Origin of the sequence: Microvirga arvi (genome assembly GCF_016892765.1) — a bacterium.
Lineage (GTDB): Bacteria > Pseudomonadota > Alphaproteobacteria > Rhizobiales > Beijerinckiaceae > Microvirga > Microvirga arvi.
Window position 1 is genome coordinate 59,919 of the sequence record NZ_JAFEMD010000013.1, and the last position, 19,978, is coordinate 79,896.

The 19,978-nt window shown below is 65.8% G+C and carries 22 protein-coding genes; 4 read left to right on the plus strand and 18 right to left on the minus strand.

Annotation, left to right across the window (positions count from 1 at the left end; all coding sequences use genetic code 11):
- Window positions 1-21 precede the first annotated feature (21 nt).
- Entirely contained in the window at window positions 22-1,641 is a 1,620-nt protein-coding gene (nusA, locus tag ILT44_RS10305) for a transcription termination factor NusA (RefSeq protein WP_204239484.1), read from the minus strand.
- A gap of 116 nt (window positions 1,642-1,757) precedes the next feature.
- The gene (gene rimP / locus ILT44_RS10310; protein ID WP_204239485.1) at window positions 1,758-2,375 is read right to left on the minus strand and encodes a ribosome maturation factor RimP; all 618 of its coding nucleotides are present in this window, start codon (window positions 2,373-2,375) and stop codon (window positions 1,758-1,760) included.
- Window positions 2,376-2,628: 253 nt separating this feature from the next.
- Here rimP and ILT44_RS10315 point away from each other — a divergent pair, with 253 nt between their 5' ends.
- Genes ILT44_RS10315 through ILT44_RS10325 form a run of 3 tightly spaced genes read left to right on the plus strand, consistent with a single transcriptional unit; the run spans window position 2,629 to window position 5,575 of the window.
- Window positions 2,629-3,627, plus strand: coding sequence for an efflux RND transporter periplasmic adaptor subunit (locus ILT44_RS10315; RefSeq protein ID WP_204239486.1), 999 nt, complete (start codon window positions 2,629-2,631; stop codon window positions 3,625-3,627).
- A gap of 2 nt (window positions 3,628-3,629) precedes the next feature.
- Window positions 3,630-4,877 (plus strand): ABC transporter permease, encoded by a 1,248-nt coding sequence (locus tag ILT44_RS10320; protein ID WP_204239487.1) that lies wholly within the window; start codon window positions 3,630-3,632, stop codon window positions 4,875-4,877.
- Window positions 4,874-5,575: an ABC transporter ATP-binding protein gene (locus ILT44_RS10325; RefSeq protein WP_204239488.1), complete on the plus strand. Its 702-nt coding sequence runs from the start codon at window positions 4,874-4,876 to the stop codon at window positions 5,573-5,575. Before ILT44_RS10320 ends, ILT44_RS10325 begins: the two co-directional genes overlap by 4 nt.
- Before the next feature lie 3 nt (window positions 5,576-5,578).
- Here ILT44_RS10325 and trmB read toward each other — a convergent pair whose 3' ends face one another.
- From trmB to ILT44_RS10375, 10 genes are all read right to left on the minus strand, one after another.
- On the minus strand, window positions 5,579-6,262 hold the full coding sequence (trmB, locus tag ILT44_RS10330) for a tRNA (guanine(46)-N(7))-methyltransferase TrmB (protein WP_204239489.1): 684 nt from the start codon (window positions 6,260-6,262) through the stop codon (window positions 5,579-5,581).
- 153 nt (window positions 6,263-6,415) lie between these two features.
- Window positions 6,416-7,594, minus strand: a complete 1,179-nt coding sequence (gene metK, locus ILT44_RS10335; protein WP_204239490.1) for a methionine adenosyltransferase — start codon at window positions 7,592-7,594, stop codon at window positions 6,416-6,418.
- Between the two features lie 105 nt (window positions 7,595-7,699).
- Complete coding sequence (locus ILT44_RS10340; RefSeq protein ID WP_204239491.1) at window positions 7,700-8,113, minus strand: helix-turn-helix domain-containing protein; 414 nt, start codon at window positions 8,111-8,113, stop codon at window positions 7,700-7,702.
- A 50-nt stretch (window positions 8,114-8,163) separates the two neighbouring features.
- Window positions 8,164-9,762 (minus strand): apolipoprotein N-acyltransferase, encoded by a 1,599-nt coding sequence (lnt, locus tag ILT44_RS10345; RefSeq protein ID WP_239468063.1) that lies wholly within the window; start codon window positions 9,760-9,762, stop codon window positions 8,164-8,166.
- A complete protein-coding gene (locus ILT44_RS10350; protein ID WP_204239493.1) occupies window positions 9,759-10,799 on the minus strand; it encodes a hemolysin family protein in 1,041 nt (346 codons plus the stop codon). Before ILT44_RS10350 ends, lnt begins: the two co-directional genes overlap by 4 nt.
- A 21-nt stretch (window positions 10,800-10,820) precedes the next feature.
- Window positions 10,821-11,279 (minus strand): rRNA maturation RNase YbeY, encoded by a 459-nt coding sequence (gene ybeY / locus ILT44_RS10355; protein WP_239468075.1) that lies wholly within the window; start codon window positions 11,277-11,279, stop codon window positions 10,821-10,823.
- A gap of 14 nt (window positions 11,280-11,293) precedes the next feature.
- Entirely contained in the window at window positions 11,294-12,391 is a 1,098-nt protein-coding gene (locus ILT44_RS10360; protein ID WP_204239495.1) for a PhoH family protein, read from the minus strand.
- Window positions 12,392-12,460: 69 nt separating this feature from the next.
- The gene (gene miaB / locus ILT44_RS10365) at window positions 12,461-13,819 is read right to left on the minus strand and encodes a tRNA (N6-isopentenyl adenosine(37)-C2)-methylthiotransferase MiaB (protein ID WP_204239496.1); all 1,359 of its coding nucleotides are present in this window, start codon (window positions 13,817-13,819) and stop codon (window positions 12,461-12,463) included.
- Between the two features lie 230 nt (window positions 13,820-14,049).
- Window positions 14,050-14,733 carry a glutathione S-transferase family protein gene (locus ILT44_RS10370; protein WP_204239497.1) on the minus strand — a complete coding sequence of 228 codons (684 nt, stop codon included), beginning with the start codon at window positions 14,731-14,733 and terminating at the stop codon, window positions 14,050-14,052.
- A gap of 21 nt (window positions 14,734-14,754) precedes the next feature.
- Window positions 14,755-14,994, minus strand: coding sequence for a DUF1127 domain-containing protein (locus ILT44_RS10375; RefSeq protein WP_204239498.1), 240 nt, complete (start codon window positions 14,992-14,994; stop codon window positions 14,755-14,757).
- Between the two features lie 122 nt (window positions 14,995-15,116).
- Here ILT44_RS10375 and gcvA point away from each other — a divergent pair, with 122 nt between their 5' ends.
- Entirely contained in the window at window positions 15,117-16,052 is a 936-nt protein-coding gene (gene gcvA, locus ILT44_RS10380) for a transcriptional regulator GcvA (RefSeq protein ID WP_204239499.1), read from the plus strand.
- 10 nt (window positions 16,053-16,062) lie between these two features.
- Here the strand turns inward: gcvA and olsA are convergent, their stop codons facing one another.
- From olsA to ILT44_RS10410, 6 genes are all read right to left on the minus strand, one after another.
- Entirely contained in the window at window positions 16,063-16,830 is a 768-nt protein-coding gene (olsA, locus tag ILT44_RS10385; protein ID WP_204239500.1) for a lyso-ornithine lipid O-acyltransferase, read from the minus strand.
- A complete protein-coding gene (locus ILT44_RS10390) occupies window positions 16,827-17,201 on the minus strand; it encodes a Fur family transcriptional regulator (protein ID WP_204239551.1) in 375 nt (124 codons plus the stop codon). The genes olsA and ILT44_RS10390 overlap by 4 nt, the downstream gene beginning before the upstream one ends.
- A 130-nt stretch (window positions 17,202-17,331) precedes the next feature.
- A complete protein-coding gene (locus ILT44_RS10395; RefSeq protein ID WP_204239501.1) occupies window positions 17,332-17,817 on the minus strand; it encodes a GNAT family N-acetyltransferase in 486 nt (161 codons plus the stop codon).
- 11 nt (window positions 17,818-17,828) lie between these two features.
- Entirely contained in the window at window positions 17,829-18,512 is a 684-nt protein-coding gene (gene tsaB / locus ILT44_RS10400; RefSeq protein WP_204239502.1) for a tRNA (adenosine(37)-N6)-threonylcarbamoyltransferase complex dimerization subunit type 1 TsaB, read from the minus strand.
- 190 nt (window positions 18,513-18,702) lie between these two features.
- Window positions 18,703-19,263, minus strand: a complete 561-nt coding sequence (locus ILT44_RS10405; protein WP_204239503.1) for a NifU family protein — start codon at window positions 19,261-19,263, stop codon at window positions 18,703-18,705.
- Between the two features lie 127 nt (window positions 19,264-19,390).
- The gene (locus tag ILT44_RS10410; RefSeq protein WP_204239504.1) at window positions 19,391-19,888 is read right to left on the minus strand and encodes a universal stress protein; all 498 of its coding nucleotides are present in this window, start codon (window positions 19,886-19,888) and stop codon (window positions 19,391-19,393) included.
- Window positions 19,889-19,978: the final 90 nt, after the last annotated feature.

Below are 19,978 nucleotides of genomic sequence, written 5' to 3' on the forward strand. Positions count from 1 at the left end.
GACCTCGCTTTACCATGACCGTTAGGACGGCTGAGCTTCGGTCTCGGCCTCTTCGGCCGATCCCTCGGTCTCCACGATCTCTTCCGGCTGCTCGATCCAGCCGGCCTTGACGCGGGCGGCCATGATCATGTTTTCGGCGTCCGCACGGGACACGTCGAAGCCGTCGAGGGCACCCTTGTAGCGAGTGGCCTCAGGCCCACGGCCTTCCGTCCAGCCGGAGAGATCGTCGGTGGCGCAACCGGCCAAGTCCTCGACCGTCTTGATGTCGTTCTCGCCGAAGGCCACCAGCATGGCGCTGGTGACGCCGTCGATCTCCTTCAGCTCGTCGGCAACGCCCAGCTCCTGGCGGCGGGCTTCGTTCTCGGCCTCGATACGCGAGAGGTATTCCTGAGCGCGGCTCTGGATCTCGGCGGCGGTATCCTCGTCGAAGCCTTCGATGGAGGCCACTTCGCCCGCGTCCACGTAGGCGATCTCCTCGACCGAGCGGAAGCCTTCCGAGGCAAGGAGCTGGCCTACCACCTCGTCCACGTCGAGCGCGTTCATGAACAGCTCGGTGCGCTCGGCGAATTCCTTCTGGCGGCGCTCCGATTCCTCAGCCTCGGTCAGGATGTCGATGTCCCAGCCGGTGAGCTGCGAGGCCAGACGCACGTTCTGGCCGCGGCGGCCGATGGCGAGCGAGAGCTGGTCGTCGGGCACCACCACCTCGATGCGGTCGGCCTCCTCGTCGAGCACCACCTTGACCACTTCGGCCGGCTGGAGCGCGTTGACGATGAAGGTCGCCTGATCGGGGGACCAGGGAATGATGTCGATCTTCTCGCCCTGGAGCTCGCCCACCACCGCCTGAACGCGGGAGCCGCGCATGCCGACGCAGGCGCCGACCGGATCGATGGAGGAATCGCGCGAGATCACGGCGATCTTGGCGCGAGAGCCGGGATCGCGGGCCACGGCCTGCACCGTGACGATGCCATCATAGATCTCCGGCACTTCCGATGCGAAGAGCTTCGCCATGAACTGCGGATGGGTGCGCGACAGGAAGATCTGCGGCCCACGGGCCTCGCGGCGCACGTCGAAGAGATAGGCGCGGACGCGGTCGCCGGGGCGGAAGGTCTCGCGCGGGATCAGCTCGTCGCGGCGGACGATGGCCTCGCCGCGGCCGAGATCGACGATCACGTTGCCGTACTCGACGCGCTTGACCGCGCCGTTCACGATCTCGCCGATGCGGTCCTTGTATTCCTGGTACTGGCGGTCGCGCTCGGCGTCGCGCACCTTCTGCACGATTACCTGCTTGGCCGACTGCGCCGCGATGCGGCCGAAATCGAAGGGCGGCAGGGTATCGGCGATCACGTCACCCACCTGGGCGGCCGGGTTGTGTCGGCTGCGGGCCTCGGTGAGGGTAATCTCGCGGGAATCGTTCTCGACCGCGCCGTCCTCGACCACGAGGAGGTGGCGCGACAGGCGCAGCTCGCCGGTCTTCCCGTTGATCTCGGCATGGATGTCGGTCTCCGCGCCGTAGCGGGACCGGGCCGCCTTGGCGATGGCGTCCGCCATCGCGTCGAGGACGATCTGCTTGTCGATCACCTTTTCGCGGGCGACCGCATCGGCGATCTGCAAGAGTTCAAGCCTGTTGGCACTGATAGCCATCGAGGTCGCTCCTTAATTCGGTTTCTTCTCAGAGCAGGATGCCGTCACGGCCTCCCGCTCATATTCCTTTGGTTTGCGCATGATCGTGTCGGTGAACCGGGGTCCACTTCACCGGATCATGCGTTGGACGGGTCCCGCGGCTCATCGGGCGCTTCGACCATATCCGTGTCTTCATCAAGATCGTCCGTGGTCGGCGCGGTTCCCCGGCGCAGCGATTCACGGATGAGGTCATCGGTCAGAACGAGGTGAGCCTCGCCGAGATCCGTCAGGGGCAGGCGCGCGATGGGGTCGAGGCCTTCCTTCACGTCCGGCAACTCGACAACGAGCATTCCGTTCTCCACGCCCCGGAGAAAACCCCGGAAACGCTTGCGGCCTTCCAAGGGCACGGCCATCTCGATCTTCGCGTCGTAGCCGGTCCAGCGCTCGAAATCGCTGATCCGCACGAGCGGGCGATCGATCCCCGGCGAGGAGATTTCGAGGTAATAGGCGGTGTCGATCGGATCTTCGAGGTCGAGAACCGGCGAAATCGCCCGGCTCACCGTCTCGCAATCGCTGACCGACATGGTGCCGTCCGGCCTCTCGGCCATGATCTGCACCGTGCATCCGTTTTGGCCGGTGACCCGCACCCGTACGAGATTGAAGCCCAGATCCTCGATCACGGGCTCGACGATGGCCGCCACTCGGGCGGCTACGCCGTTCTCGGTAATCAGCCGCTTGTCGCGTTCGTTCGTCATGGTTCTCCGCACGCTCCGGCGTTCAAGCAATAAAAAAGAGCGGACCCGGTGGGGCCCACTCTTGACCAGCAGCTTGACGCTGCAACCAGAGCTGACGTGCAACTTATAGCGATTCAAGCCCAAAAAAGCAAGAGTCATGCAAAAGACCTGCCCGACCCACCCGGCCCGACAGGCCAAGCTGCCTCCGGAAGGCTGCGCCGTCGCGGCACCGCTTGGTCTATGATAGGGAATCCTGTCTCTCGGGAGCCGTGCCTTGAAGCTGTCCCGCCTCCTCATCCTCTTGGTTCTTCTGCTGGCGGCAGCCGCCGCCTTCTGGCGTTTCAGTCGGCCCCAGGAGGTCGCTCTCGTGCTCCCGAGGCGCGGCGAGGCCGCCGAGATCGTCTATGCCACGGGTATCGTCGAGCCACGCATCTGGGCCAAGGTGACGCCCCTGCTGCGGGAGCGGATCATCGAACTGTGCAATTGCGAGGGCGAAGCCGTAGAGCGCGGGGCCGTACTCGCCCGCCTCGACAGTCGCCAGCCCGAGGCGACCCTGGCGGAATTACGGGCACGGCAGAAATTCGCCGCTGCCGATTACGACCGGGTTGCAGCTCTGGTGGAGCGCCGGGTCGCCAGCGAACAGGCCCTCGATCGGGCGCGCAGCGAGCACGGCCAGATCCAGGCTCTCATCGCGGGCCAGGAGACGCGGCTCGAATCCTATGTCCTCCGAGCGCCGGTCAGCGGCATCGTCCTGCGCCAGGACGGGGAGGTGGGAGAGGTGGCCGAGCCCGGGACGATTCTGTTCTGGGTGGGAGAGCCCAAGCCCCTCCAGGTGGAGGCCGAGGTGAACGAAGAGGACATCCCCCGCGTCGCCGTCGGGCAGCGCGCCGTCCTCAAGGCCGATGCCTTTCCGGATCAGGTGCTGGAGGCCAAGGTCGGGTCGATCACGCCCAAGGGCGATCCCGTCGCCAAGACCTACCGCATTCACCTGGCCCTGCCGGAGGACACACCCGTGCGCATCGGCATGACGGTGGAGGTGAACGTGATCGTCCGCGTCGCGTCCGGTGCGCTTCTGGTTCCCACCAACGTTCTGCGGAGCGGCAGCCTCTTCGTGGTCGAAGGCGGCGTGGCCCGCCGGCGGGACGTGAAGGTCGGCATTCGCGGAACCGGCCACACGCAAATCCAAGAAGGGCTTGTCGAAACGGACAGGGTGATCGCTCCCTTCCCGGATGATCTGACGGACGGGACGAAGGTTTCGGAAAAGAGGGGATAAGCATGCGCCTCGTCCTCGAACTCGCCCTGACCCATATCGCCGGACGCGGCCGGCAGACCCTCGTGGCGATCCTGGGCGTGGCGCTGGGCGTCGGCTTCTCCATCGCCATGGCGGCCCTGATGCAGGGTACGGAGAAGGACTTCATTGCCCAGCTCGTCGACACCATGCCGCATGTGCAGATCAGCGACGAACGCCGCACGGCGCGCCGGCAGCCGGCGGAGGATCTGTTCGCCGCCACGCAGTTCGAGGGCCTGCGGCCGAAGGAGGACCGCCGCGGCATCCTCAATCCTGCTGCCGCCACGGCCGCCTTGCGCTCCTGGGTGCCCGGAAGCATGGCCCAGAGCCTGCGGACGCAGGGCGTGATCCGTTATGCGGGCCGTGACGTCGGCGTCTCGGTCATCGGCATCGAGCCGGAGATCGAGGTCCGGGTCTCGTCGGTGGCAGGCGACTTCGTGGAGGGCAGCTTCGATGCCCTGCGCGCCGGCGGCAACAACATCATCGTCGGCGATGCCCTCGCGCGCCGGATCGGCGCCTCGACGGGCACCACGATCCAGGTCGTCGCACCCACCGGCCAGTCCCGGGGCTTTCGCATCGTCGGGCAGTTTCACACCGGCAACAACGCCCGCGACGAGGGTGAGACCTATGTGCTCCTGAAGAGCGCGCAGATCCTCTCGGAGCGCCCCAATGCCATCAACGACATCCGCCTGCGCCTCGCCGATCCGGAGGCGGCGCCGCGGGTCGCCCGCCAGGCGGAGGCCGAGCTCGGCTACAAGGCCGTGCCCTGGCAGGAGGCGAACGAATCCCTCCTCGAAGCCCTCGTGGTGCGCAACGTGGTGATGTACACGGTGGTGGGCGCAATCCTGCTGGTGGCCGGCTTCGGCATCTTCAACATCATCTCCACCATCACTCACGAGAAGGCCCGGGATATCGCGATCCTGAAGTCGCTGGGCTTCACGCAAGGGAACATGCGCCGCCTCTTCCTCGTGGAAGGGCTGGCCCTGGGAGCCGCCGGCTCGCTGGTCGGCTGGCTGATCGGCTTTCTGCTGTGCTTTGCCCTCTCGCAGGTGGAGTTCAAGCTCTCGGGCGCAGCGATCGGCCGCGAGCTAACCCGCCTGCCGCTGTTCTGGAGCCCCTGGCATTACGTCATCGCCTCGGCCTTCGCGCTCATCGCCTCGGCCGTCGCCGGCTATCTCCCGGCACGCCAGGCGGCGCGGCTCAATCCCGTCGACATCATCCGGGGCGCCACATGACGCTGCTCATCGAAGCCCGGCATCTCACCCGGATCCTGCCTGCCACCGTGCCGGTGACCCTGGTGCAGGACGTGACAATGAGCGTGGGCGAGCGGGAGTTCATCGCGATCACTGGCCCGTCCGGCTCGGGCAAGTCCTCGCTTCTGTATCTGCTCGGCCTCCTCGACCGGCCGACGAGCGGAAGCTTGAACATCGCCGGGCAGGATACGTCCGCCATGGACGACGATGCGCTCGCGCGGCTGCGGCTCGAGATGCTGGGCTTCGTGTTCCAGTTCCACTTCCTGCTGCCGGAATTCTCCCTGCTGGAGAACGTGAAGCTGCCCATGCGCAAGGCGGGCCGTCTGTCATCGGCCGAGATGCGCGAGCGCGCGGCGGCTCTTCTCGAAGAGCTCGGACTCGCCGGCCATCTCGACAAGCGCCCGGACCAGCTCTCCGGCGGCCAGCGCCAGCGGGTGGCCGTGGCGCGCTCGCTCGCCAACGACCCGCATGTGGTCCTGGCGGACGAGCCGACGGGCAGCCTCGACAGCAAGAGTTCGGAGCAGGTCTTCCAGATCCTGCGCGACCTCGTGCACAAGCGCCGCAAGACGGTGATCGCCGTCACGCACGACATGGACATCGCGGCGCGGGTGGACCGGCGCATCCACCTCGTCGACGGCCGGGTGGTGAGCGACGAGCGCGTGGCTCAGCCGGTCGTGTGAGAATCAGACCCGTTTGAGGGTCAGGTAGCTCGGCACGCGGCCTTCTCGGATCGCCTTGGCCTCGTAGCGAGTGCCCGGCCAACCCTCGTAAGGAGCCCGCCAGTCATCGGCGCGCGTTGCGGTCCAACGGAAATGCGGGGAGCGCAGGGTCCGGGCGAGCACCCAGCCGATGTAATCGTCGATATCGCTGGCAAAGCGCAGCTCGGCGCCCGGCTTCATCACGCGGGCGAGCATCTCCAAACTCTCGTCCGAGACGAGGCGGCGCTTGCGCTGCCGGCGCTTGGGCCAGGGGTCGGGATAGAGGATGTAAACCCGGTCCAGGCAAGCGTCGGGCAGGGTCGGCAGCAGGTCGGTGACGTCGTCGTCCCAGACCCGGATGTTGTCGAGACGCTCGTGCTCGATCACGGCCAAGAGCTTCGCCATGCCGTTCACGAAAGGCTCGCAGCCGATGAAATTCACATCGCGATGGGCGCGGGCCTGGGCCGCGAGATGCTCGCCGCCGCCGAAGCCGATCTCGAGCCAGGTTTCCCGCGCCTGGCTATTCGGAAACTGGCCGGGAAGGTCGCTGCCCGGAATCACGCGGATCGCGGGCAGAAGATTCTGGACCAGTTCGTCCTGGCCGGCGCGAAGCTTCTTGCCTTTCCGGCGCCCGAAGAAGGCGCCGGCCCGTTCATTCGCTTCGCTCATCAGACAGATGCTCCTGAAAACAGCACGATCTGGTTCATGGACCAGGTGTCTTCGTATCGGACAACACGTTGAGAGCCGGTCCTCCTCGCGGGGAACCGGCTCTTTGTGGTGATCTCAATATGACCGAATCTCTTCGGCCTGTCGGAGACGTTCTTAGCGGAATGCCGCCTTGAGGCGATCGGCGAGGTCCGTGCGCTCCCAGGAGAAACCGCCGTCGGCGTCCGGCTTGCGGCCGAAATGGCCATAGGCCGAGGTGCGGGCATAGATCGGCCGGTTGAGGCCCAGATGCGTGCGGATGCCGCGGGGCGAGAGGTCCATGGCGTCCATGAGCACGGCCTCGAGCTTGCCCTCGTCAACCTTGCCGGTGCCATGCAGATCCACGTAGATCGACAGAGGCTTGGCCACACCGATGGCGTAGGCTAGCTGCAGGGTGCAGTTATCGGCGAGGCCGGCAGCCACCACGTTCTTGGCGAGGTAGCGCGCGGCATAGGCCGCCGAGCGGTCCACCTTGGTCGGATCTTTTCCTGAGAAGGCGCCGCCGCCGTGGGGAGCCGCGCCACCGTAGGTGTCGACGATGATCTTGCGGCCGGTGAGGCCGCAATCGCCGTCGGGGCCGCCGATCACGAACTTGCCGGTGGGGTTCACGTGCCAGATGGTGTCGGCCGAGATCCAGCCGGCTGGCAGCGTCGAGCGGATCGTGGGCTCGACGATGGCGCGCACGTCCTCGGAGGAAAGGTTCTCGTCCAGGTGCTGGGTGGAGAGAACGATCTGGGTCGCCGCGACCGGCTTGCCGTTCTCGTAGCGCACGGTGACCTGGCTCTTGGCGTCCGGGCCGAGCTTGGCGGCGTCGCCCACCTTGCCTTTACGGGCGGCGGTGAGGTTCTCGAGGATCTTGTGGGCGTAGTAGATCGGCGCCGGCATGAGCTCGGGCGTCTCGTTGCAGGCATAGCCGAACATGATGCCCTGGTCGCCCGCGCCCTCGTCCTTGTTGCCGGAGGCATCGACGCCCTGGGCGATATGAGCCGATTGGGCATGCAGATAGACGTCGACCTCGGCATTGCGCCAATGGAAGCCGTCCTGCTCGTAGCCGATATCCTTGATGGCGTCGCGGGCGAGGCTGATCACTTTGTCCTTGGTGATGGAGGCGGGGCCTCGCACCTCGCCGGCGATGACGACGCGGTTGGTGGTGGCAAGCGTCTCGCAGGCGACGCGCGCCTCCGGCTCGGCAGCCAGGTAAGCATCGACGACGGCATCGGAGATCCGGTCGCAGACCTTGTCCGGATGACCTTCGGACACCGATTCGCTCGTGAAAAGATAGCTCGAACGCCGCACGACAGAATTCCTTCAGGCAATGGAAAAGCAGAACCTGCGGTCGGCCGCAGGGATTAAACCATGCTCATGACGCAGGCTGAAGGAAAGGTCAAGCGAACGCGTTCTTTATGCCGAACGTTCCGTTTCCTCCTGCCCGGCAAGGGACGCGACGAGTTGGACGATGCTTTTGCGGACTTTGGAGTTCTTGATGCCGGTAAAATGCCGCACGAGCTGCAGGCCTTCCGGCGTCGACATCATATCGGCCACATAGGCGGGCGCGCCGCTCTCTGCGAAGCCCGGTCCGCTCTTCCCGCCCTTGAGGCCGTCGAAGAAGAACGCGATCTCGACTCCCAGGATCTTGGCAATCTCGACGAGGCGGGCCACGCTGATCCGGTTCATGCCTTTTTCGTATTTCTGAACCTGCTGGAAGGTCAGGCCCAGCATATCGCCAAGTTTCTCTTGGCTCATGCCGATGGAGATGCGGCGCATACGAACTCTGCTGCCGATTTCGATATCGATAGAACCGGTCGATTTCTTCATAAGGCCCCACTTCCTTACCGGATCCATTGTAACGCAAGGTCATGGGTTACTTAAGGAAAAGTTGAATGCTTCCCACGACGTACAACCAGGAGCATTAAGCAGATTACAAGCGTAACCGTCAAAGAAAACTTGCCCCCTTTGCTGTAAACAGTGGCAGCTTCCGCAACTGGTAGAGTTGAGTTTATGTTACCTTCAACTCCCAGTGGAAGTTCATCCACTATCCGTCCATAAGGATCGATCACAGCGGAGATCCCGGTATTGGCTGCGCGCAGCAGCGGCAGGCCTTCCTCCACGGCGCGCAGGCGGGCCTGAGCGAAATGCTGGTAAGGTCCGGGCGTCTGCCCGAACCAGGCATCGTTGGTCACGTTCAGGATGAGATCCGGGCGGGGGCCATCGGCCAGGATCTCGTTGGGAAAGATCGCCTCGTAGCAGATCGTCGCAGCGACCGGCGGCAATCCCGGAATAGCAAGCGTCATGCGCTTGTCGGCAGGTTCGAACCCACCCGGGATGTGAACGAACTGGCGCAGTCCAAAAGCCTTGATCAGGGCATCGAGGAATTTCGGCACGTACTCGCCGAAGGGGACCAGATGCACCTTGTCGTAGGCGCCCAGAATCGTGCCGCGATCGTCGATGACCTGGATCGCGTTGTAGAACTTGCCTACCGCCTCCCCCGGCAACGGTTCGTCCATGCGGGCGGCACCCGTGATCAGCACGGAGCCCGGCTCCAGGAGGGCCCCGATCTGGGCGAGCGAGGCGGGGTCGCGATGAAGCAGGAACGGGAAGGCCGATTCGGGCCATATGATGTGCGTCGGCGCGGCGCCGTCCTTCCCCGGTCTCGCGCTCAGGGTCAGGTAGTGCCGCATGATGGCATCGCGGTTGCGCGGGTTGAACTTGGCATCTTGCGGGAGATTCGGCTGCATGATGCGCAGGCGCACATCCCGGACGGTGGCGGAGGCTTCCGCCGGCAGGCGCCAGTAGCCGAAGCCGGCCATGCCGAGGAGCATCATCGCCGCCAAGGCCGGTACCGCCCATCGTGCGCGGCCTGCCGGTCCGGTCAGAAGGACCGCAGGAGCGGCGCCGATGCAGAGGCTCAGGAAAGTCAGGCCATAGAGCCCGACAAGGGAGGCGGACTGCATCAGCCAGAGATTCTGACCGAGCGCCATGCCGGGACTGTTCCAGGGAAAGCCCGTGAAGAGATGGCCCCGCAGCCACTCGGCGATGGTCATTCCGAAGGCAAAGGCGAGGATGCGCCTGGCATCGGGCAGCCAGAGCAGGCGGGCGAGCGCAAAGCCGGCGGCCGGAAAGAAGGCGAGGAGAGCCGGCAGGCCCAGCACCCCGAAGGGCATGGCCCAGGCGAACTCCTCCGCCTCAACGAGGAAAGCGGCACCGAGCCACCAGAGGCCGGCCACGAACGTGCCGAAGCCCCAGAACCAGCCCAGCAGCGCCGCCGGTTTCAGAGGAGCCAAGCGGGACGGCCCCTCCTTCATGGTCCCGTCCAGAAGCCAGATGGCGGGAGCAAGCGACAGGACGAGCGCCGGCAGAAACCCGAAGGGCGGCATGGCCAAGGCACCGATGGCCCCGGCCGTGAAGGCCGCAAGCCAGCGGCGCCAGCCTCGTAAAAGGCCAGCGCGCTTCGCCAACAGCCTCATTCGGCGGCAGCGCTTTCAGGGCGCGGCGGAGCGAGCGGCTGGCCTTCGCTGATCTCCACCTCCGAGGCGGCCGGTGAGCGGCGCAGAATGCGAAGCCGCTTCACGCGCCGGGGATCCGCATCGAGAACCTCGAATTCGAGGCCTGCCGGTCCCACGATCACCTCGCTGCGGGACGGCACCCGGCCGGCGAGCGTCACGATGAAGCCACCGATCGTGTCGATGTCCTCGGCGCCCTCTTCCTCGGTGAGATCGACGCCCAGGGTTTCCTTTACCTCGTCGAGGCTGGCCCTGGCATCGGCGATGTAGGTGCCCTCCGCCGCCTGCACGATGGTGAGGGTCGAGTCCTCGTCGTGCTCGTCCTCGATGTCGCCCACCACCATCTCTACGAGGTCCTCGATGGAGACGAGGCCGTCGGTGCCGCCGTATTCGTCGATCACGAGGGCCATGTGGGTGCGCGTCGCTTGCATCCGCACCAGGAGATCGATGGCAGGCATGGAGCGCGGCACGAAGAGGACCGGGCGCAGGATGTTGGCCGACGAGAGCGCCATCGACAGGTCGATGAGGCCAAGGCTCGGCAGGGGGGCCTCGTCGCTCGCTCCCGATTCCGAGGCCCCGCTATCGGCCCGCATGGCGATGAAATCGAGGAAGTCCCGGATGTGGACCATCCCCTTGGGATCGTCGAGGGTCTCGCCATAGACCGGCAGTCGGGAATGGCCCGCTGTCCGGAACAGGTTGAGCAGATCGCCCAGATTGGTGTCGGCGGCCACGGCCACGATGTCGGCACGGGGCACCATCACGTCCTCCACCCGGATGCGGTGGAAGGAGAGCACGTTCTTGAGCATCGCCCGCTCCTGGGGCGAGAAGTCCGTGTCTTCGACGGATTCCTCGAGGGCGTCCTCGAGATCGTGGCGGATGGATTCGCGGGGTTTCAGGCCCAGCCGGGTCAGAACCCGGTCGTACCAGTGGTCGCGTGTGTCGTCTGTCTCGGGAAAGGTTCGGACAGGAGGGCGTTCGCTGCGACTTCGATCTTCGTTCATGGTCGTGGGTTAAGCCAGCCGTTATGCTGCCATATCGCGATAGGGATCGGCGATGCCAAGGGAGGCGAGCGCCTTGACCTCGAGACCTTCCATGATCTCCGCCTCCGCCTCGACCTCGTGGTCGTAGCCGAGAAGATGCAGAACGCCATGGACGATCAAATGGGCGAAATGATGCGCGAGTTCCTTGGATTCCTCTTCGGATTCGCGCACCAGGGTTTCGTAGGCTAAAGCAATATCGCCCAAATGGCGAGGGCCGCTCAAGCCCGGCGGCTCGGGTGCTGGGAAGGACAGCACGTTGGTGGGCTTGTCCTTGTCCCGCCAGGTGCGGTTCAATTCCCGGATCTGGGCGTCGTCGGTGAGCATGACGCTCGCCTCGAACTCCTCGTCCGCCTCGTAGGTGACGGCGAGCGCAGCCTCGGCGGCCTTCTGGGCCAGGGCCTCGGCGTCTTCGAGCCGGTCCCAATCGCCCGCTTCGATCATGATGTCGAGGGTGATCACGGCCTGCGGTCCCGGTAATCCTGGCGCGGCGGCTCCGGCGGCGCTTCGCGGGCGGCCTTGTCATAGGCGGTGACGATGCGGCGCACGAGGTCGTGGCGCACCACGTCCGCCTCCTTGAAGGTGACGCGGGCGATGCCCTCGACGCCGTTCAGGATGCGCACGGCCTCGACCAGCCCCGATTTCTGGCCCGGCGGCAGGTCGATCTGGGTCGGGTCGCCGGTGATGATCATCCGCGAGCCCTCGCCGAGGCGGGTCAGAAACATCTTCATCTGCATCGACGTGGTGTTCTGCGCTTCGTCGAGCAGCACCAGGGCGTTGGTGAGCGTGCGCCCGCGCATGAAGGCTAATGGCGCGATCTCGATCATGCCGGTCTGCAGGCCCCGGTCTACGTGCCGCGCTTCCATGAAGTCGTAGAGCGCGTCATAGATCGGGCGAAGGTACGGGTCGACCTTCTCGCGCATGTCGCCGGGCAGGAAGCCGAGTCGCTCGCCCGCTTCCACGGCCGGGCGGGAGATGATCAGGCGGTCCACCTGCCCCGCTTCGAGCAGCGAGACCGCGTAGCCGACCGCCAGCCAGGTCTTGCCGGTGCCGGCCGGGCCTTCGGCAAAGATGAGCTCGTTCGTCTTGAGCGCCTTGATATAGGTGTTCTGCGAGGCGTTGCGGGCGCGCACCGGTCCGCGCCGGCGGGTGGAGATCTGGTCGAAGGCGGTCAGCCCCGAAGCGGACTGTTCCTCGGCCGCCGGGAAGAGGCTGCCCTGGAGGGTACTCTCCTCGATGGCGCCGTCCACATCGCCGGTCCCGAGCGCCCCACCCTGGCGGGCGCGCTCGTAGAGCCCTTCCAGGACACGCCGCGCCATCTCGGAGGCTTCCGGCGTGCCCTTCACGGTGACCCGGTTGCCGTTGGCGATCGCGGTCACGCCGAGGCGTCGCTCCAGATGGGCGAGGTTCTGGTCGTATTGTCCGAAAACGAGGCTGGCGAGGCGGTTGTCGTCGAAGGTGAGGATGATTTCGGCCTCTTCGACGACTCCGGGATGCAAGCTGCCTGTGTTGCGTCCCTTTTGTGCGCGTGCGGTCGCGTTGTCCGCTGGGCTCAAATGCCTCTCCTCTGATGATCCGCTGCCGGTGTGGCGACGGACGAATATGGGGCCTCGTTGGGCAATAGACTAGGCAGCGGCCTGGCTGCCGGGTCCGATCCATTCCCCGAACAGGCTGTTCGAGCCTGCCTGAATGATCCGCACCGTCACGATCTCACCGACAGCGTGGCGATCGCTCTCGAACTGCACAGGCTGCAGATAAGGCGACTTGCCGGCCATCTGGCCCGGATGACGACCCGGCTTCTCCAAGAGAACGTCGAGAGTCCGCCCGACGGTTCCGCGATTGAAGGCCTGTCGCTGCATTTCCAGCAGATTCTGCAGGCGGCCTAAGCGCTCGGCCTTCACGGCTTCCGCAATCTGCGCCTCGATCTCCGCCGCGGGGGTGCCGGGGCGCGGGCTGTACTTGAACGAGAAGGAGCTGGCAAAGCCCACATCGGAGACGAGCCGCATGGTCTCCTCGAACTCCGCATCCGTCTCGCCGGGAAAGCCGACGATGAAGTCGGAGGACAGCGCCAGATCCGGCTGAGCCTTGCGGATGCGCTCGATCAGACGCCGGTACTCGTCGCCCGTGTGCTTGCGGTTCATAGCGTCGAGAATGCGGTCGGAACCAGACTGCACCGGCAGGTGCAGGTAGGGCATCAGGGCCGGTAGGTCGCGATGGGCGGCGATCAGCTCGTCGTCCATGTCGCGCGGGTGGCTGGTGGTGTAGCGAAGCCGTGCGATGCCGGGGATCTCGGCCAGGCGATGCAGCAGCCGGCCGAGCGACCACACGGCACCGTCAGGCCCCTCGCCGTGATAGGCATTCACGTTCTGCCCGATCAGCGTCAGCTCGCGCACGCCGGCATCAGCCAAGCGCATCGCCTCGTCGAGGATCTTGGCGACGGGGCGGGAGATCTCGGCGCCGCGGGTATAGGGCACCACGCAGAAGGTGCAGAACTTGTCGCAGCCTTCCTGGATGGTCAGGAAGGCGGACACGCCGCGGTTCCGGATGGCGGCCTTCGAGGGCTTGGGCAGGTGGTCGAACTTATCCTCGACCGGGAACTCCGTGTCGACGACGCGCTCCGAGCGCGGCTTCTTCAGCAGGCTCGGCAGGTTGTGATAGTTCTGCGGGCCCACCACCACGTCGACGGCAGGTGCCCGGCGCAGGATCTCCTTGCCTTCCGCCTGGGCGACGCAGCCGGCCACCACGACCTTGGTCTCGTGGCCGTGAGCCTGCCGCTCCTGCTTCAGCTCACGCACGCGGCCGAGTTCGGAATAGACCTTCTCGGCAGCCTTCTCGCGGATGTGGCAGGTGTTGAGGATGACGAGGTCCGCCTCCTCCATGGCTTTGGTTTCGCTGTAGCCCTCGGTGGCCAGCATGTCCGCCATGCGCTCGGCATCGTAGACGTTCATCTGGCAGCCATAGGATTTGACGAAGACTTTTTTCACGAGGTCGGCCTGTCTGCTGAAACGATCGGGCGGTCGAAGGTGAGCGCCCTTTTAAGCGGTTTGGGGCCTAAAGAGAATAGCGGCTGTTTGGCTCAAGGTTTTTCGTCTGCTCCCGTCGTTAGAAAGCCTTTCTCGTCATCCCCGGGCTTGCCCCGGGGATCCCCGTCTTTAGCAACGTCGTGGTTCTAACACGTGGATGGCCGGATCAAGTCCGGCCATGACGGGGATTCTCACTCTCGAAACGCACCCGCCACCGGCGCCGACAGTTCTGCATCGGCAGCAAGAATCTCAGAGACAATCCTCGCAAAAGCGAGGCGCATGCTGAGCCGCGCATACCAAGCCGCCAGATTGTCATGTCCCTTGAGCGAGGGCCCACCCAGGCGACGGGCCCAGAACACGGTCATGAACACGGCAATGTCGGCCGCCGAGAAGGCGCCGCAGAGATAATCCCTGCCGTGGAGCTCTCGGTCGAGTTCGGCAAAATGGCCGGCGATGACAGGCTCGGCCCCCCTCGCCTTCATCTCCTTCGCCTCCCAGCGCCCGAGATCCTCCGGCTTCGGCTCGGTCCGGTGCATGAGGAAGCGCAAGGGGGCCAGCATGATCTCGTCGGCGAAGAGGTCGAAAAGGCGGCAGCGGGCGCGCTCCCGGGGAGCCTTCGGGTAGAGCGCCGGCTCGGGATGAGCATCCTCCAGATATTCGAGGATCACCGTCGAGTCGTAGAGCGACAGATCCCCGTCGACGAGGACCGGCACCTGCCCCTTGGGGTTGAGGGCCAGCACGTCGGGGTGCTTGGGGGAGTAGCCCCGCGTCTGGCTGAACACGACCTCGATGCGCTCGAAGGCGAGCCCCTTTTCGTAAAGGGCTATCTCCACCTTACGCGAGAAGAGGCTGACGGGACCGGAATAGAGCTTCATCGGGGGCCTTTCGGGTTGAGATTACCGGCTGATCGACGGCGGCAGGTGATCCTGCCAGGAGGCCGCATTCAACCCCTCCACGTCGGCGCGCGACAACCCGATATCGGCGAGCGCGTGGTCGTCGAGTTCATACAGGATCTTGGAGGTCCTGCGCCGGTCAAGCCAGGCCTCATAACGCAGAAGCAGGTTCATAAGCGTGTTTCCAGGGTTGCGGTGGGTGGTGTGGAACCCAAGATTTGCTGTGGCATGTCCGATCGCCATGATGGTTCTCCTCCAGGCGCTTCACTGGAGATAAATGTGGTCCTATAGTAGGTTGTAAGCAAACGAGAACTTCTTAAGCTCTACCCAAGAAATACTTGGGCAAAGTACCTCAAGGGTCCGCCATGTCCCGCCGCCGATTGCCGCCGCTCAATGCCTTGCGTGCCTTCGAGGCCGCCGCGCGCCACCTCAGCTTCGAAAAGGCCGGCGACGAGATCGCCGTGACCGCAAGCGCCGTGGGCCAGCAGGTGAAATCCCTGGAGGCCTGGCTCGGTCGACCGCTCTTCGTTCGTCAGCCGAGCCGCGGCGTTGTGCTGACGCCCTTGGGGGAGCGCTATGCCACCTCCCTGTCCGACATTCTCGACCGGCTCGACGAGGCGACGGCGCAGGCCCTGCGGTCCGACCGATCCAACGTGATCACGGTGAGTTCCATGCCGAGTTTCGCCTCCGGCTGGCTGATCCCCCGGCTCGGATCCTTGAAGGAGCGGCATCCCGAATTGGAGGTGCGGGTCTCGGTCGACACGCGGCTGACGGACTTCGCCCGCGAGGATGTGGACGTGGTGATCCGCTTCGGACAGGGGAATTATCCGGGCCTGCGCGCGGACCTGCTCATGGAGGAGTTCTTCTTTGCCGTCTGCAGCGCATCGTTGCTGAACGATCCGAAGCGTCCCTTGAGGGAGCCTGCGGATCTGCGCCACCACACCCTGATCCATGAAACCGTCTACAGCATTCCGGATTACACCACCTGGGACCGCTGGCTGGCGGCCATCGGGGTCGAGGGCGTGGACACCTCCCGCGGCCCGAGTTTCCCGCACACCTATCTCTGCCTGCAGGCGGCGGCGGCCGGTCAAGGCGTGGCGCTCGCGACCAGCGTCCTGATCGGTGATTATCTCCAGGCGGGCCGTCTGGTTCAGCCCTTCCTGCATCAGGTGAAGGGAGCCTACCGCTATTATGTCGTCTGCCCCGAGGCGACAGCCGACCGGCCTGCCATCGCAGCTTTTCGGGCTTGGCTGCTGGACGAGGCGAGGCTTCAGGGGGTGGCGGAGGGGGCGCGGCAATAGCCGGGAAGGCTCACGCCGCCAGGGCCCGCCGCACCTCGGCCTCGGCAAAGGCGGTCGCCTGCTTGCGGCTGCCGTTGAACGGCATCGGCTCGCCCCAGGTCACCACCACGTCCAGGGGAACGCCCTGGATGAACAGCTTGAGATGGGGCCCGAGATCCATGTCGCCGTACCAGGCGACGAAGGGGCGGTCGCGGCGGGTCACGGGCAGCCCGTTGCGGTGGGTGTAGGAGATGGCGAGCGGTTGCAGGAGCACGCGCTCGACGCTGTCATGCATGAGCGCCGTCTGGGCCGCACCCACCAGCGATGAGCGGAAGGGCAGGAGCCGGTTGCCGTCGCTCGTGGTGCCTTCCGCGAACAGCACGATCACCTCGCCCTTCACCAGCCGGTGGGCGAGGGCATCGTTGACCTCCGCCGTGGCCTTGCGGCGCTGGCGGTCGATGAACACGGAGCGCTGAAGCCTTGCCATCGTTCCCACCACCGGCCAGCCCTCGATCTCCGACTTCGCGATGAAGGAGAGCGGATGCAGCGATCCGATCACCGGGATGTCGAGCCAGGACACGTGGTTCGAGACCACGATGGTGGGCGCCTTGCCCGGCGGCGTGCCCCGCTCGGTCACGCGCACGTTGAAGATCGCGACGAGCGCCCGGTGAAACCACATCGGCAGCACGTGAAGCAGGGATGACCAGCCGAAGCGCAGGGCCAGCATCTGCAACGGCACGAGCACGAGGCTGCACAGGCCGAGAAGCGCCAGCCTGAAGACGACGGCGATTTTGGTCACGCATCATCCTTGTCGAGGGGCACCGCGTAGAGTTCGAGCCGGTGGTAGACCACCTTGTAGCCCAGGCGCCTGGCGATCTGGTTCTGCAGCGCCTCGATCTCCTCCGAGCGGAACTCGATCACGTCGCCCGTCTCGAGGTTGATCAGATGGTCGTGGTGCTCGCGGGCCGCCTGCTCGTAGCGCGAGCGCCCGTCGCGGAAATCCAGCCGCTCGAGAATGCCTTCCGTCTCGAACAGCTTCACGGTGCGATAGACGGTGGATAGCGAGATGCGGTCGTCCACCTCCGCGGCCCGGCGATGCAGTTCCACCACGTCGGGATGATCCGCGGCAGAATCGAGCACCTGCGCGATGATCCGGCGCTGGCCCGTCATGCGCAGGCCCTTGTCGCGGCAGGCGCGCTCGATGGCGTCCGACCGGCGCGTTCTGGCGGATGTGCTGTTGCGTGTGGCCAAGGTTAAGCGACTCCTTGGGCAGCCTTATAAGCGAGGTGAGCGCAGCGGGCTATAGGTCCAGCGCCATGGTGAGGGCGGAAGCCTTGGTTCCATCGGCCTTCTGGTAATACCCCTCCCGCCGCCCGGTCTCGCGAAAACCTGCCCGACGGTAGAGGGCGATGGCCGGTCCATTCCCCTCCTCGACCTCCAGATGCACGCGGGCGACGCCGCGGCGGGAGAGGGCGTCCAGGTGGCGGGTGAGAAGGGCGCGCGCATGGCCCTTCCCGCGAGTGTCGGCCGCGATGGCGACCGTGATGATCTCCGCCTCGTCCAGCACGATCCGCGACAGGACGAAGCCTGAAGGTTTCGTGGTGCGGCCCAGGAAGAGCCCGTCGGCCATGACACCGCGTTCGCCGAGCAGACGCTCGAAGTCGAGGGTGCTCCAGGGCCGCGGGAAGGCGGAGGCGTGGATCGCCGCGAGCCGCGCGGCGGCCTCGGTGCCCACGGGCTCGACATGGGGCGAGGGCGGCTGGATGAACCGGTCGAGAATTCTCATTGCAAGAATTCTCACTGTCTGGCGATTCGCGCCCCGTCCTGCGGCTTGGCGTCGGGATCGCGCAGGTAGAGCGGCTTCGGCAGGGCCTGGGCCGGATCGGCGAGCGCCCCGAGGCGGGCCACCCAGGCGATGTCGGGGAAGGCCGACACGTCGCAGATCTGGGCCTCGACCCCCTGCGCCCTCGCCTCGGCGGCCAGCATGGCCGCCGCCGATCCGGCCACGATGATAGGGCCGGAGCCGAGGAGCCGGATGGCGTCGCGATAGGTCATCAGCCCCGGTGGGATGATGCTGCGCCCACCCGGGGCGACGGCCTGGATGTAGAGGTGGCCGTGCTTGGCATCGATGGCGGCGGTGTAGAGCCCACGCCTGTCGCCGACCATGAGCGGGGCGAGAAAGGCCGAGAGCGTCGCCACCCCGACCACCGGGATGCCGGCGGCAAGGCCGATGCCGCGGGCGGCGCTGATGCCGACCCTCAGGCCCGTATAGCTGCCGGGCCCTACCGTGACGGCGACCCGGTCGAGGCTTTCGAAGCTGCCGTCGACCTGCGCGGAGAGCCGGTCGAGGAGCGGCATCAGCGCCTCCGCATGGCCGCGCTCCATGGGGATGGTGTCGGCCGCCAGCGGCACGGTCTCGCCCGCCTGGACGATGCAGGCCGAGCAGGCGCCGAGGGCGGTATCGATGGCTAGGACGCGCAAGGGTCGTCTCCGTGGGATCGTGGGGTTTCTTTAGAGCATGACCGGGATGGGTGGAAACCGGTTTGTTGCTCCTTCGGCATTCCGGTGCTGCCCGCCTCGGATCACGGCTACGGAGGAAGCCAAACAAAAAGCGCGGCTCTCTCAAGCCGCGCTCTGGATAATGAGACTGAGGTCCTGAAGCAAACGGCCCTTAGACCGCCTGCACCTCGCGCACGTCAGGCAGGAAGTGGCGCAGCAGGTTCTGGATGCCGTGGCGCAGGGTGGCGGTCGAGGACGGGCAGCCCGAGCAGGCGCCCTTCATGACGAGGTAGACGGTACCGTCCTTGAAGCCGCGGAAGGTGATGTCGCCGCCGTCGCCCGCCACCGCCGGCCGGATCCGGGTCTCGAGCAGCTCCTTGATGGTCTCGACGGTTGCTGCATCCGCATCGTCGAAGAATTCCTCGCCGTCCTCTTGGCTAGCCCCGTAGCCGTTGGCGAAGAGCGGCGCGCCGGTCATGAAATGCTCCATGATCGCGCCCAGGATCGCCGGCTTCAGGTGCTGCCACTCGCCGTCCGCCTTGGTGACGGTGACGAAGTCGTAGCCGAAGAACACGCCGGTCACGCCCGGCACGGCGAAAAGGCGCTCGGCCAACGGCGAGACTTCGCCCTGTTCGGGAGTCTTGGCCTCGAAGGTGCCCTCCGGCATGACCACGCGGCCAGGCAGGAATTTCAAGGTGGCGGGATTGGGAGTGGCTTCTGTCTGGATAAACATTGTCGTTTCGTCCTCTGCGCCGGTTCAAGGCCGGCCGAGCGGTGGATTTAGAATGGTTCTAACAGGATCCTCTCCCAATGTGGAGCGAATCGGGGCGGATTCCAAGGGGAGGCCTTGAGCCGGTCCGTCAGCCTGCCAGCGCGTCGATCTCCTCGTCCGTCAAGCCGCCCGGAACGATCACGATGGGCACCGGGAAGGACGCGGCGGCGCGGCCGCCCAGCGTCGAGACCAAGGGGCCGGGGCCTTCCTTGCTGCTGCCGGCGCCGAGCACCAGAAAGGAGATGTCCTCGTCCTCCTGGATCAGCTTCATGATCTCGTCCGCCCGGGTACCGACGCGGATCACCTGCTCGGGTTCGACGCCCGCCGCGTTGCGGGCCTCACGGGCGGCGGCATCGAGGAGCTTCTGAGCTTCCTCGCTCGCCTCCTCAATCATGGCCTCGCCCACGCCGATCCACTCGAAATTGTCGGGCGGATCGACGACCGCGAGCATCACCATGCTGGCGCCGGTGCGAACGACGCGGCGCGAGGCGAAGTGCACCGCCCGCGCGCATTCCGGGGTCTTGTCCACCACCACCATGAATTTCGGGCGATGGCCCGATTCGTAGGATCGGCGCTTGTCGCTCACGGAACGCTCTCCTGCCTGAATCCGATGCTGCCTTGCCTTTGGGGGAAGGGCAAGCCGGTCCGCTGCCGCTCTTTTAAGCAGCGCATCGTC

Excerpts from the sequence above, each read along its gene's own strand:
- nusA (WP_204239484.1), bottom strand. The coding sequence starts at position 1,641 with ATGGCTATCAGTGCCAACAGGCTTGAACTCTTGCAGATCGCCGATGCG.
- rimP (WP_204239485.1), bottom strand. The coding sequence starts at position 2,375 with ATGACGAACGAACGCGACAAGCGGCTGATTACCGAGAACGGCGTAGCC.
- ILT44_RS10320 (WP_204239487.1), top strand. The coding sequence starts at position 3,630 with ATGCGCCTCGTCCTCGAACTCGCCCTGACCCATATCGCCGGACGCGGC.
- ILT44_RS10325 (WP_204239488.1), top strand. The coding sequence starts at position 4,874 with ATGACGCTGCTCATCGAAGCCCGGCATCTCACCCGGATCCTGCCTGCC.
- trmB (WP_204239489.1), bottom strand. The coding sequence starts at position 6,262 with ATGAGCGAAGCGAATGAACGGGCCGGCGCCTTCTTCGGGCGCCGGAAA.
- ILT44_RS10340 (WP_204239491.1), bottom strand. The coding sequence starts at position 8,113 with ATGAAGAAATCGACCGGTTCTATCGATATCGAAATCGGCAGCAGAGTT.
- lnt (WP_239468063.1), bottom strand. The coding sequence starts at position 9,762 with ATGAGGCTGTTGGCGAAGCGCGCTGGCCTTTTACGAGGCTGGCGCCGC.
- ILT44_RS10350 (WP_204239493.1), bottom strand. The coding sequence starts at position 10,799 with ATGAACGAAGATCGAAGTCGCAGCGAACGCCCTCCTGTCCGAACCTTT.
- ybeY (WP_239468075.1), bottom strand. The coding sequence starts at position 11,279 with ATGATCGAAGCGGGCGATTGGGACCGGCTCGAAGACGCCGAGGCCCTG.
- ILT44_RS10370 (WP_204239497.1), bottom strand. The coding sequence starts at position 14,733 with ATGAAGCTCTATTCCGGTCCCGTCAGCCTCTTCTCGCGTAAGGTGGAG.
- ILT44_RS10375 (WP_204239498.1), bottom strand. The coding sequence starts at position 14,994 with ATGGCGATCGGACATGCCACAGCAAATCTTGGGTTCCACACCACCCAC.
- gcvA (WP_204239499.1), top strand. The coding sequence starts at position 15,117 with ATGTCCCGCCGCCGATTGCCGCCGCTCAATGCCTTGCGTGCCTTCGAG.
- ILT44_RS10390 (WP_204239551.1), bottom strand. The coding sequence starts at position 17,201 with ATGACGGGCCAGCGCCGGATCATCGCGCAGGTGCTCGATTCTGCCGCG.
- ILT44_RS10395 (WP_204239501.1), bottom strand. The coding sequence starts at position 17,817 with ATGAGAATTCTCGACCGGTTCATCCAGCCGCCCTCGCCCCATGTCGAG.
- ILT44_RS10405 (WP_204239503.1), bottom strand. The coding sequence starts at position 19,263 with ATGTTTATCCAGACAGAAGCCACTCCCAATCCCGCCACCTTGAAATTC.